9 protein-coding genes are annotated in these 12590 nt (G+C 59.5%); 5 read left to right on the top strand and 4 right to left on the bottom strand.

The genetic code is table 11. From position 1 onward, the window contains the following. The first annotated feature begins 62 nt into the window (after positions 1 to 62). From AC2TEL_RS07205 to AC2TEL_RS07190, 4 genes are all read left to right on the top strand, one after another. Entirely contained in the window at positions 63 to 2804 is a 2742-nt protein-coding gene (locus AC2TEL_RS07205; protein ID WP_480902896.1) for a DUF2339 domain-containing protein, read from the top strand. 165 nt (positions 2805 to 2969) lie between these two features. Further along, positions 2970 to 5882, top strand: coding sequence for an isoleucine--tRNA ligase (gene ileS / locus AC2TEL_RS07200; RefSeq protein ID WP_480840772.1), 2913 nt, complete (start codon positions 2970 to 2972; stop codon positions 5880 to 5882). Positions 5883 to 6014: 132 nt separating this feature from the next. Continuing rightward, positions 6015 to 6473 carry a methylated-DNA--[protein]-cysteine S-methyltransferase gene (locus AC2TEL_RS07195; protein ID WP_480840770.1) on the top strand — a complete coding sequence of 153 codons (459 nt, stop codon included), beginning with the start codon at positions 6015 to 6017 and terminating at the stop codon, positions 6471 to 6473. 76 nt (positions 6474 to 6549) lie between these two features. Beyond that, positions 6550 to 7017, top strand: coding sequence for a hypothetical protein (locus AC2TEL_RS07190; RefSeq protein WP_480840768.1), 468 nt, complete (start codon positions 6550 to 6552; stop codon positions 7015 to 7017). Positions 7018 to 7032: 15 nt separating this feature from the next. Here AC2TEL_RS07190 and AC2TEL_RS07185 read toward each other — a convergent pair whose 3' ends face one another. The 4 genes from AC2TEL_RS07185 to fsa all read right to left on the bottom strand — a co-directional run bounded on the left by AC2TEL_RS07185 (position 7033) and on the right by fsa (position 10295). Continuing rightward, positions 7033 to 7728, bottom strand: coding sequence for a CDP-alcohol phosphatidyltransferase family protein (locus AC2TEL_RS07185; RefSeq protein ID WP_480840766.1), 696 nt, complete (start codon positions 7726 to 7728; stop codon positions 7033 to 7035). Between the two features lie 91 nt (positions 7729 to 7819). Continuing rightward, positions 7820 to 8740, bottom strand: a complete 921-nt coding sequence (locus tag AC2TEL_RS07180; protein WP_480902893.1) for a tyrosine recombinase XerC — start codon at positions 8738 to 8740, stop codon at positions 7820 to 7822. Continuing rightward, a complete protein-coding gene (locus tag AC2TEL_RS07175) occupies positions 8737 to 9444 on the bottom strand; it encodes a DUF484 family protein (protein ID WP_480840762.1) in 708 nt (235 codons plus the stop codon). The genes AC2TEL_RS07180 and AC2TEL_RS07175 overlap by 4 nt, the downstream gene beginning before the upstream one ends. A gap of 197 nt (positions 9445 to 9641) precedes the next feature. Further along, on the bottom strand, positions 9642 to 10295 hold the full coding sequence (fsa, locus tag AC2TEL_RS07170; protein ID WP_480840760.1) for a fructose-6-phosphate aldolase: 654 nt from the start codon (positions 10293 to 10295) through the stop codon (positions 9642 to 9644). 87 nt (positions 10296 to 10382) lie between these two features. On the opposite strand from fsa, the gene AC2TEL_RS07165 reads away from it, so the two are divergent. Then, positions 10383 to 12578 (top strand): primosomal protein N', encoded by a 2196-nt coding sequence (locus AC2TEL_RS07165; RefSeq protein ID WP_480902890.1) that lies wholly within the window; start codon positions 10383 to 10385, stop codon positions 12576 to 12578. Positions 12579 to 12590: the final 12 nt, after the last annotated feature.

Genomic DNA, 12590 nt, shown 5'->3' with positions numbered 1-12590 from the left:
CCGGACTATTGCCCGCAACAGGGTCGGTATATTCTGGTATCTGTTTTATTCGGAGGTGATGCTTGGATCTTGCGCTTGCCATCGTTGGGCTGATCGTGCTTGCGATCCCGATTTCGATCGTTGTGCTGCTGGTCGGGCAGTCTCGCCTGCGAAAACGGGTTGAGCTGCTGGAGCAGCAGATTGCGCGTCATACTCAACCGGAAACAGAACGCCCTGAGGCAATCGAACCGCAAGAGACCCCTGCGCCGGAAACTGCCACGCCCAAAGCTGATAGGCCGCGACCTGCTCCGTGGTCCGCGCCTAAAGTAAACAGGTCACAGGGCGCGGATGGAACCCAACAGGATCAGGATGAGATGCCGGGCGCGCCAGAAAGCCCCCCGGCGGCAATCGTGCTGCGAGAGGACAGGATTGCGGCGCTGGGCGCGTGGTTGCGAGAGAACTGGTTCTACGCCGTTTCCGCGCTGTCACTGGCGCTCGCGGGGATATTTCTGGTCCAGTATGGCGTCGAAAACGGCCTTCTCCCGCCGTTCGCTCGTGTCCTGGCAGCGCTCGCCTTTGGCGTGGCACTGATCGCGGCGGGTGAAATTCTGCGCCGTCGTTTCGGCGATGACGAGGAATCTGCCACTGCCTATCTGCCATCGGTTTTTTCTGGCGCTGGTCTGGTGACCTTGTTCGGTGGTGTCTTGGCCGCACGCCAATTGTACGACCTGATCAACGCCGAAACTGCTCTGGCCGGGATGGTTGTCATTGCCTTGGTCGGGCTGGTATTGGGATGGTTCCACGGGCCTTTGCTGGCCGCCGTTGGACTGATCGGTGCCTTTGCAGCGCCATTTGCCGTAGGCGGCTCCTCAGATGATCCCAGCTGGCTTTACGGTTACTTCTTCGTGATTGCTGTTCTCGGTCTGGGTATCGATACGGTCCGCCGCTGGGCATGGGTGTCGGTGCTGACCCTGATTGGCGCGTATACGGCTTCGATGTTGCTTGTGCTGTCCTCGTCAGCGACCGAACCTGCTTATCTGCTGTGCGCCACGGCGCTGGCCTTGATCGCAATTGCAATCCCGGTGCAACGCGTGTGGCCCAACCATTCAGGGCCAATGATCGCCGAAATCGCCCGCCGCAGAAAAGGGGAAGCTTGGCCTGAATTCCCGACCCGGCTGGCCTTTGGCGCGGTTGCCGTTAGTGCCTTCATCCTGTCGATGCATTGGGCGGACACCAGTGCCGAATTCTGGCTGACGATCACATTGTTCACAATTTTGGCGTTGGCCTTGATCCTGTGGGCACAGAAAGCACCGGCACTGCAAGATGTCAGCCTGTTCCCCGCTGTAGGTTTGATCTGGTTTGTCCTGGCGCATGGATTGGATGGCGGCATTGTCGAACGTACGTTTGCCGAAACCTACTCGGAAACGGCCGAGGCCGATTATCCGTTTGTGGTAACCGTTTTGGTGGCTCTTGGCGCTCTGATCAGCTATCTTGCCGCATGGCGGTCTTTCCGGTCCACACAATACCGGGCGATTTGGGCTGCGGCCGCGGTCCTGTTCGCCCCCCTGCTGGCGATTGCGTTGGAGATCGGCTGGCGCCCGGCGTCAGTGATCGGAGCATACCCCTGGGCGCTGCACGCGATAGCGCTGGGCGCGATGATGGTCGTTCTGGCAGAGCGATTTGCACGCGTTGATGGCGATGACAGGATGCGCCCGGCACTCGCGACACTTTCGGCGCTCTCCTGCCTGTCCTTTGCCTGCGTCATAGTGTTGAGCTCCGCAGCGCTGACCATTGCCCTGACCGCAACAATTGTTGTTGCCGCAGCGCTGGACCGGAAATTCACTCTGCCACCGATGACGTGGTTCATCTGGGCGGGCGTGTTCACAGTGACTGTGCGCCTAGTTCTTGATCCGGGTCTTGACTGGGCCGACACTGCGCCAATTCACGAGATGACGCTGGTTTACGCGACCGCGGCCGCAGGTTTCCTGGTCGCGTGGTGGCTGTTGAAACCTCTGACAAGACCGCTTGCCTCGCTGTTGCTGGAAAGCGCGGCCTGGGCCACGGGCGGCATTCTGCTTTCTCTGTTGCTTTTGCGTTGGCTCGAAGGGTTCGGCGAAGGGGGGGCAAGGGATAGCCACTGGGGGCTGGGGCTGCTGGCGGTCATCTGGCTGCTGCTGGCGTATGCTCAGGTGCAGAGGTTCCAGCTGGGCGGTAAGCTGAACTATGCACGTTATGCGCTGGCGGCCTTTTTTGCTGCACATGGCGGCATCCGGCTGGTCCAAGCGCTCACCGATCAGAACCCGCTGCTGAATCAATATGCCGATCCGGTACTGGGACCGCCGATGGTGAATACACTTGCAATCGCTTACCTGTTGCCCGCGCTGGCCATTGGATTTTCAGCCTGGCGTATTGTTGCGATGCCTGTTCGGCTCCGGCAGGTCAGTTTCGCCATTGCCGGGGTTCTGGCAACTGTATGGCTTGGGTTGATGATCCGGCACGTCTGGCAGGGCGCCGAAGGCATGTATGAAGCCAACGGCGTCACACAGCCCGAGCTATACACCTACACAATGGTCTTGCTGCTGGTCGGGGCCGTGCTGTTCTACCAGTCTCTTGCGCGTCAGTCCGATCTGATGCGCAAAGCAGGGCTAGCCGTGATCGGACTGGCCGTGGCAAAGGTGTTCCTGATCGACATCGCCGGTCTGGGCGGGCTGATCCGCGTATTCTCGCTGCTGGCTTTGGGACTGGCGTTGGCGGGGCTTGCGTGGCTGAACCGTTGGGCCAAGCTGCGCCATTCGCCGCAGGTGGCGGAACCTCTGGACCATTAGGCGAAGGCATCCTATAAGCGCGGCCATGTTTGACCGGCTGGCCATCATTATTCGAATTATATCCCCGGCGCTCTGACCCACCTGAGACGCCGGGCAAAGGTGCTTGAGATATCGCACTGACCGCTTCGATCCTTCACAAGTCAAGATCATCCAAGGACGCCCCCAATGTGCGCCGACACGACCCAAACACCTGAATACAAAGACACGCTGAACCTGCCCAAAACCGAATTCCCAATGCGCGCCGGCCTGCCCAAGCGCGAGCCTGCATGGCTGGCGCGTTGGGAGAAGATCGGCGTCTATGACCGCCTGCGCGAGAAAGAGGGCCGCACGCCCTTTACTTTGCACGATGGCCCTCCGTATGCGAACGGCCATTTGCATATCGGCCACGCGCTGAACAAGACGATCAAAGACATGATCGTGCGGTCCCATCAGATGATGGGCTTCGACGCGCGTTATGTGCCGGGCTGGGACTGCCACGGCTTGCCGATCGAATGGAAGATCGAGGAACAGTACCGCAAGAAGGGCAAGAACAAGGACGAGGTGAACATCGTCGACTTCCGTCAGGAATGCCGCAAGTTCGCCGAAGGCTGGATCGACATCCAGCGCGACGAATTCAAGCGTCTTGGCATCACCGGCAACTGGCCCGATCCCTACATCACCATGGACTATCACGCCGAGGCGGTGATCGCTGACGAGTTCATGAAGTTCCTGATGAACGGTACGCTCTATCAGGGCTCGAAGCCTGTGATGTGGTCGCCCATCGAGAAAACCGCTCTGGCCGAGGCTGAAGTCGAGTATCACGACAAGGAAAGCTTCACTATCTGGGTGAAGTTCAAGGTCGTAAATGCGGGCGATCTGGATGACGCTTTTGTCGTGATCTGGACAACGACTCCATGGACTATGCCGTCGAACAAGGCGGTCGTGTTTGGCAAGGACATCTCTTACGGTCTGTACGAAGTCACCGACACGCCGGACGAGTGCTGGGCCGCCGTGGGTGACAAGTTCCTGTTGGCGGACAATCTGGCGGCCGACGTTCTGGGCCGTGCGCGTCTGAACGACGACCAATGGGCCCGTGTTCGTGACGTGACCGAAGATGAGCTGGCGGGCGTCCAACTGACCCACCCGTTGGCCGGGGCTGAGGGTGGCCATGGCGAATGGGACGACATCCGCGACTTCCGGGCTGCCGACTTCGTTACCGATACCGAAGGGACTGGCTTCGTCCACTGTGCGCCGTCGCACGGTATGGAGGAATTCGAACTTTACCGCGATCTGGGCATGCTGGAACAGGTCATCACTTACAACGTGATGGATGACGGCTCGTTCCGCGCCGATCTGCCGTTCTTTGGCGGAAAATACATCCTGTCCCGCAAGGGCGGAGAGGGTGACGCAAACAAAGCCGTCATCGACAAGCTGGTAGAGGTCGGTGGCCTGCTGGCGCGCGGCAAGATCAAGCACAGCTATCCGCATTCGTGGCGCTCGAAAGCTCCGATCATCTATCGCAACACGCCGCAGTGGTTTGCATCGGTCGACCGCAAGCTGGATGATGGTATGGGCCAAATGGGTGACACCATCCGTGAACGGGCTCTGCGCTCCATCGATGAGCTGGTGAAATGGACACCGCAGACCGGCCGCAACCGCCTGTATTCCATGATCGAAGCGCGCCCGGACTGGGTTCTGTCCCGTCAACGTGCGTGGGGTGTTCCGCTGACCTGCTTCACCAAAAAGGGGGCTTTGCCAACCGACGCGGATTACCTGTTGCGCAATGCAGACCTGAACGCCCGCATCAAGGCAGCGTTCGAGAAGGACGGCGCAGATGTCTGGTACACGGATGGGTTCAAAGAAAAGATCCTCGACGGAATCGCAAACCCGGATGACTTCGATCAGGTGTTCGACGTGCTGGACGTGTGGTTCGATTCCGGTTCGACCCACGCATTCGTTCTGCGCGACCGCGAGGACGGCACCGAGGACGGCATCGCCGACGTCTACATGGAAGGCACCGACCAGCATCGCGGGTGGTTCCACTCGTCGATGCTGCAAGCCTGCGGCACCAAGGGCCGTGCGCCCTACCGCAATGTGGTGACCCATGGCTTCACGCTGGACGCCAAGGGCAACAAGATGTCCAAATCGCTGGGCAACACCATCGTGCCGGAAGAGGTCGTCAAGCAATATGGCGCTGACATCCTGCGCCTGTGGGTGGCTCAGACTGACTATACTGCCGACCAACGGATCGGGCCGGAAATCCTGAAAGGCACTGCCGACAGCTATCGCCGCCTGCGCAATACCATGCGATTCATGCTGGGTTCGCTGGCGGACTTCAGCGAAGCGGATCGCGTCGCGCCCGAGGATATGCCGCGTCTGGAACGCTGGGTGCTGAGCCGTCTGGCCGATCTGGATGAGCAGGTGCGCAAGGGCTATGCAGCGTTCGATTTCCAAGGCGTGTTCAGCGTGGTCTTCACCTTTGCGACAGTTGATCTGTCATCCTTCTATTTCGACGTCCGCAAGGATGCGCTGTATTGCGACGGCAATAGCTTGCGCCGTCGCGCAGCACGTACCGTTTTGGACATCCTGTTTCACCGCCTGACCACATGGCTTGCGCCGATTCTGGTTTTCACGATGGAAGAGGTCTGGCTGGAGCGGTTCCCGGCGGATGACAGCTCGGTTCATCTGGTGGATTTCCCTGATACGCCCGCCGAATGGCGCGACGCAGAACTGGAGGCCAACATGGCCAAGATCCGCCGCGTCCGCCGCGCTGTGACCGCGGCCCTGGAGGTTCAGCGACAGGACAAGGTGATCGGGTCCAGCCTAGAGGCGGCGCCGATCGTACATGTCGAGGATGCCGATACGCGCGATCTTCTGGCTACGTTCGACGTTGACGACCTGTGCATCACGTCTGGTGTGACCGTGACCGGTGATCCGGCCCCGGCCGAAGCCTTCCGTGTACCCGAGATCGAGGGCGTCGGCGTGGTCTTCGAAAAAGCCGAAGGCGCCAAGTGCCAGCGCTGTTGGAAAATCCTGCCGGATGTGAATCGTCATTCCAACCCCGGCGTTTGCGGTCGTTGTGATGAGGCGCTGGGCTGACTCCCATCCGATTATGCGAGGCAGTGCCAATCAAGCACTGCCTCGCGCCGATATGCACATCTGATCTTTGCACGACACGGATCGTCAAAAAACGGGTTGCGGGATCGATGCTTCCTCTGTCAGCATCTCTCTATGGGACAAATTGCGATAGAAACCCGTTTCGGGCGCTTGGGCATTGTCGAAGAAGACGAGGCCATCGTTGGTCTGACCTGGGACGGTGCCGAAGGTGACCCGGGCTCCCTGTTGCAGCGCGAGGCTGCAGCGCAGCTTCGGGCCTATGACCAAGGGCGCCTGCAAAAATTCGATCTGCCTTATCGGATAAAGGGGTCCGAATTTCAGCGCCGTGTTTGCGATGCGATGTTCGCCATACCTTTCGGAGACACGCGAACCTACGGCGAACTTGCCAATGAACTCGGGTATTCGGCGCAGGCGGTCGGACGCGGCTGTGGTGGCAATCCCATTCCGATCATTATTCCGTGCCACCGTGTTCTGGGCGCAAATGGCAAGATGGTCGGCTTTTCCGGACAGGGCGGGGTTGAGACCAAGGTTGCGCTGTTGCGGCATGAAGGCGCGGCGGGTCTGTTGATCTGAGCAAGGGATTCCTGTTGCATTCCGCGTTTTCGGGCTTCAACTTATGTCAGATGCTGAATTCGAAGGACTGTATTGAATGACTGGCCCAACAGACGCTGCCGCACGCAAGAAGATCATCGTTGAACGCCTGATGTCGCTGGAAGAACAGGAATTGGCGACCGCGCAGGCACACTATGACGCGTTCCTCAAGGATTCTCAGTTGGATGACCGCGAAGGTCACGACAAGGACGACATCGCGGCCTCGCGCGAGAATGCTGATCTTGCGGCGGCGTTTGATGCGCCTGTACATGCCCACCATGCCAAGATCGACGTGATCGAGAATACGGATTTCAGCGTCACCGACACGGTGCGCCCGGGTGCTGTAATCAAGTTCAACAATCGGCGGTTTGTCGTCTGTGTTTCGACCACACGGTTCGAAGTGGACGGCAAGACCTATATGGGTATTTCAACGCAGAGCCCCATTTACCTGGCCATGGCCGGGCTGCAGGAGGGGGACGTTTTTACCCATAACGGAACGGAGTTTGAGGTGCAGGAAGTCCTCTGACCCGAACCACCTTTATCAGGCTTTGCGCGGCGGAATAACCTGCTGCGCAATACCGGCGGAGACAAGGTAAAGGCTGGTCACAACAAGGCCCCAATGCGCCCAGCTTTCGGGATGAAAGTCGACCCAGGCCGCCCAGCCTGCAAAGAACGTCCAGGCAAAGGCCATTGGCAGGGTCAGCGTGCGCCAACGCTCGGTGCGGACCGGGTGCACGAATTTGAGCGGCAGAAACATCGCCAGCGACAAAAGCGTGACAAGCGACAGGATGACCCAGAAATTGGGTTCGAGCGCGAAGATCACGACGACGAACATATTCCAGCAGCCAGGGAAACCCGAAAAGGAATTATCCTTTGTTTTCATGCGCGTGTCAGCGAAGTACATTGCGCTGGCAAAGGTGATCACGATGATGGCAAACCAACCGGTCCAGCCGTCCATCAGCCCGGATTTGAACAAAGCAAAGGCCGGAATGAAGACATAGGTGAGGTAGTCGATGATCAGATCCAGTAGCACCCCGTCGAACTCAGGCGCATTCTTCTTGACGTGATAGTGGCGGGCCAGAGGTCCGTCGATACCGTCAACGATGAAAGATACAACCAGCCACAAATACATCAGGCTCCATTTTCCCTCGACCGCGGCCAGCATGGCCAGCATTGCGAAAACGGCGCCTGTTGCAGTGAAAAGATGGACGAAAAGCGCTTTGAATCTGAGTGTCATGCGGCTGTCATGTACGATGCGTGGGGCAGATGCAAAGCAAAAAGCCTGTTGACAGACAAGTGTCTTCGATCTGTTTGTTTTTTGCCGTTGATCACGCTTTGGGATGGGCGCGGTTGTAGACTTCCATCAACCGTGCCGTATCCACGGCAGTATAAGTTTGCGTTGTGGAAAGCGAGGCGTGCCCCAGCAATTCCTGTATCGCACGCAGGTCACCGCCTGCGGACAGCAGATGCGTTGCAAAGCTGTGCCGCATCGCGTGCGGCGTGGCGGTCGAAGGCAGGCCCAACTGCATCCGGGCCTTGGCCATCACACCTTGGATGGCCCGTGGATTGAGCGGCCCGCCTCGGACACCACGGAAAAGGGATGCGTTGGAAGATTGCGGGTGTGGGCAGAGACGCAGATAACGGTCTACTGCCGCGCGCGCGACCGGTATGACCGGCACAATCCGTTCCTTGTCGCCCTTGCCCAGAATTCGCAAAGTGTCCGGCAGCGGTGCATCGGCCCCTTTCAGTGACAGCGCCTCGGAAATCCGCAATCCGCATCCGTAGAGCAGCGTGACAACAGCAACATCCCGCGCTGCAACCCAATCCGAGGTGGACTGCATTTCGACCGTGTCAATCATCGCCCGGGCGGCGTCCTCGGCAAGTGGGCGAGGTAGTTTTTTTGTGAATTTCGGTGCCCGGGTCGACAAGACTGCAGTGGGTTCGAACCCTTCGCGTTCAGCCAGCCATCGGTAAAAGCTTTTGACGGCCGAGAGTTTGCGCGCCAGCGATCGTGCACCCACACCAGAGCCTCTCTGGTCCGCCATCCACGCCCGCATGTCGGCCACCGTAATGCGCTCCAGCGCGGCCAAACCCTGCCGTTCGCTGTGGTGCAATGTCATGAACGACAGAAACTCGGTGACATCACCGCGATAGGCGTTCTGGGTGTTTTCGGAACGCCCTGCCAAGGCCCCCAGACTGTCCAGCCAATGCTGCAGAGCATCACGTACGGCTGGAGAGATCAGGCTCATGACAGCCAGTGACGCATCGAGCGTTCAAACACGCCAGCAAAAAAGGCCAGAAGATCGGTTCCAAGCTGCGGCGTGAAATGACGCGGGTCCCTGGCCCCCATCACGATCATCCCGGGCAAACGACCTGGTCCGAGATTCAGTTTCAAACAGGCTTCGGACTGCAAGGGATTTATCTGATCGCCATAAATCTGGCGGTTGGGCCGGTGAATTTCGCGCAGCGTGATCTCGCGCGCAGGTGTGGTTCGATCCCGTGTCAGGTAGCCGTCGATAAACCCCGGTTCGACAATCTTCAAAACGCCGCCGAGCTTTTCGACGGCCGGGTCGTCGCGCACGGCCGTTGTTTCCAGAACCAGGGTAACCTGATCCACGCGCAGAATCTCGGCGACGTCCTTGCCCAGTGTCAGCAGGAAATCTTCGAATTCCGTGGGTTCGAGAAGGCGCAAAATGGCGCGATGGACCTGATTTGTGCCGGCGAGGTTTTCATAGGCCGCTGCGATCACCGACCGGTGCGTGTCTTCCAGACGTCCAAGCCGATCTTCCAGCCGCTGCATCGCAATGCCGCGCAGGTCGATTATGTTCTCGCCGCGCGCCTGTTCATTTGCGGCCACCAGCGCTTGCATCAGGTCCTTGTCTTCCAGCACGGCATCCGGCTCAGCCAGGATCGCCGCGCGGAGATTGTCCTCGAGTTTCGGATTACTGCTCATGTCCCGTCCGGTCTTTTTTGTTTTGGCGGCTTATAACATGCCTTGCCAAAATTACCTTGGGAAAAATGCACGCAAAAGTGGATTTCCTTGCGTGTTGTGGCGAGGGGGCTCCCACCCGGACAGACCCGATCAGAGATCAGGAATGTCCGGTTGGGCCGGGCACGGCGCCTGATGGCGCCGTGCGGTCTCGTATCCTATCAGAGGATTTTCTGACCGGTCTTGGCCCAGTCAGACAGGAAAGCTTCCAGACCCTTGTCGGTCAGCGGGTGATCGGCCAGCTTCTTGATCACGGCCGGAGGCGCGGTGATCACGTCGGCACCGATGCGCGCGCTGTCGGTCACGTGGTTCACGGTGCGGATCGACGCAGCCAAGATTTCGGTTTCGAACCCGTAGTTGTCATAGACCTGACGGATGTCCGCGATCAGTTCCATGCCATCCATGTTGATGTCATCGAGGCGACCAATGAAGGGCGAAATGAAGGTTGCGCCCGCCTTGGCGGCCAGAATCGCCTGATTGGTCGAGAAGCAGAGGGTCACGTTAACCATCTGGCCTTCGTCCGTGAGCGTCTTGCAAGCCTTTAGACCGGCCCAGGTCAGCGGAACCTTAACGGCGATGTTCGGCGCAATCTTAGCCAGCTTGCGGCCTTCGGCGATCATGTCGTCGGCCTCGGTGGCGACAACTTCGGCGGACACGGGGCCGTCGACCAGGTCACAGATCTCTTTGGTCACTTCCAGAATGTCGCGGCCCGATTTCAGGATCAGCGAGGGGTTGGTGGTTACACCGTCCACCATGCCCAGATCGTTCAGTTCGGTGATGGCGTCGATCTCGGCGGTGTCTACGAAGAATTTCATGAGGGCAGTCCTTTGATGGGTTGGCCTTGGTCGCGGATGGCTTTACCTCAAAGAGACCCATGCTGAAACCCCTTCCAAGGATATGCGGTGAGCACTCAGGAGTATTTCGACCACGGAGAGCTGGTGGCGGTGCTGACCACACAGCCGCTGGACCGAACGCTGGACTACAAGGCGCCCGAGGGCGGGTGTTTTCTGGGTGCGTTCGTCGAAGTGCCACTCGGGCCGCGCAAGGTGCTGGGCGTGGTCTGGGGACCGGGGCAGGGGGGCTTTGATCTGGCCAAGGCGCGATCGGTGATCCGGGTGCTTGAGGTTGCCCCGATGCGGGAAGAAATGCGGGTGTTTCTGGGCAAGGTGGCAGATTACACTCTAACGCCGATGCCTGCGATGCTGCGGCTGGCGACGCGCGCGCCGGGGCTGAGCGATCCGCCATCGATGCGCAAAATTTATCGTCTCGGCAGCGGTGAACCGGACCGGATGACCGATGCGCGATCCCGTGTATTGGAGGTTTTGCGCGATTATGGTGGGCTCGCCTTCACGCTGAAAGAATTGGCTGAGCAGGCGGGGGTCACATCCTCTGTCATCAAGGGGCTTGTTAAACAGGGCGCTGTGCGCGAGGAAGACAGCCCCCGGGATTTGCCTTATCCGCATCTTGACCCGGATTTGCCGGGCAAGGCATTGACCGACGATCAGGCCGCCGCAGTTATGAAATTGCGGAATGGCCAGCGGTCAGGGGATTATGCAACCACGCTGCTGAAAGGCGTCACAGGCTCGGGCAAAACCGAGGTCTATCTGGAAGCTGTTGCCGAGGCCCTGCGGATGGGTCGGCAGGCGCTGGTTCTGTTGCCCGAAATTGCACTGACCGCGGAATTTCTGACCCGGGTGGAAGCAAGGTTTGGCGCCCGCCCGGCAGAATGGCATTCGGGGGCGACGATGACCGAACGCCGCCGGGTCTGGCGGATGGTCGGGCAAGGGGATGCGCATCTTGTTGTCGGGGCGCGGTCCGCGTTGTTCCTACCGTTCCGAAATCTGGGTCTGGTTGTCGTCGATGAGGAACACGACACGTCCTACAAACAGGAAGACGGCGTGCACTACAGCGCCCGCGATATGGCCGTGTTGCGGGCCGCGATCTGCGGGGCTCGGGTCGTCCTTGCCAGCGCAACACCGTCACTGGAAAGCTGGGCCAATGCCGAGGCGGGCAAGTATGAGCGGATCGATCTGACCTCGCGCTTTGGTGATGCGGTATTGCCCGAAATGAAGCCAATCGACATGCGGGCCGAGCAAATGCAGCCGGGAACATGGATTTCCCCATCCCTGCGACAGGCGGTACAACAACGGGTCGAACGGGGTGAACAGTCACTTCTGTTCATAAACCGGCGCGGTTATGCACCTGTGACGCTGTGCCGGGCGTGCGGTGAGCAGATCGCTTGTGATCACTGCGATGCACGGATGGTCGAGCATCGGTTTCTGAAACGCCTGATGTGCCATCAATGCGGTGAGACCAAGCCGATGCCCGAAGCGTGCCCTTCCTGCGGGGTCGAGGGCAAGTTGGCTCCTGTCGGACCAGGGATCGAGCGTTTGGCCGAGGAGGCCGAAGCGACCTTTCCCGAGGCCAAGATCGCGATGCTCAGTTCCGATCTGTTCGGGTCGGCTCGGGCATTGAAGGCCAAAATCGAAGAGATTGCCGAAGGCGATGCAGATTTGATCATCGGAACGCAATTGGTGGCCAAGGGACACAATTTTCCGAAACTGACGTTGGTTGGTGTCATTGACGCCGACCTGAGCCTGCATGGTGCCGACCTTCGGGCGGCCGAACGGACATTCCAGCTAATGCGGCAAGTTGCAGGGCGCGCAGGACGGGCGGACAAGCCGGGGCAGGCCCTATTGCAGACGTTTCAGCCGGAACACCCGGTGATCCGGGCAATCCTGTCCGGTGATGAGGAAGGATTCTGGAAAGCCGAAGCTGCCGGGCGACAGGCCGCCGGTGTTCCACCTTTTGGCCGGATGGCCGGGATCGTTCTGTCCGGACCAGAGGTCGGGCCGGTGTTTGACATCGGCAATGCGATGGCGCGCAACGACGCGTCACTGCGCCAGATCGGTGCGCAGGTCTTTGGGCCCGCGCCCGCGCCGATTGCACGTATCCGCGGGCGGCACCGGGTTCGTTTGCTGGTCAAAGCGCCGAAAGGCGCACCCATTCAGGACGCCATCGCGCACTGGATCGCGCCGTTGCGCCTGAAAGGCGAAATCAGGCTGACCGTGGATATCGACCCACAGAGTTTTTACTGACTTCCGCATACA

The organism is Ruegeria sp. HKCCD9138, assembly GCF_057220975.1.
This window is presented reverse-complemented; position numbering and strand designations above follow the sequence as displayed.

Bases quoted from the DNA above. Each gene is read 5' to 3' on its own strand.
- fsa (WP_480840760.1), bottom strand. From the start codon at position 10,295: ATGAAATTCTTCGTAGACACCGCCGAGATCGACGCCATCACCGAACTG.
- AC2TEL_RS07175 (WP_480840762.1), bottom strand. From the start codon at position 9,444: ATGAGCAGTAATCCGAAACTCGAGGACAATCTCCGCGCGGCGATCCTG.
- AC2TEL_RS07180 (WP_480902893.1), bottom strand. From the start codon at position 8,740: ATGAGCCTGATCTCTCCAGCCGTACGTGATGCTCTGCAGCATTGGCTG.
- AC2TEL_RS07190 (WP_480840768.1), top strand. From the start codon at position 6,550: ATGACTGGCCCAACAGACGCTGCCGCACGCAAGAAGATCATCGTTGAA.
- AC2TEL_RS07185 (WP_480840766.1), bottom strand. From the start codon at position 7,728: ATGACACTCAGATTCAAAGCGCTTTTCGTCCATCTTTTCACTGCAACA.
- AC2TEL_RS07195 (WP_480840770.1), top strand. From the start codon at position 6,015: ATGGGACAAATTGCGATAGAAACCCGTTTCGGGCGCTTGGGCATTGTC.
- ileS (WP_480840772.1), top strand. From the start codon at position 2,970: ATGTGCGCCGACACGACCCAAACACCTGAATACAAAGACACGCTGAAC.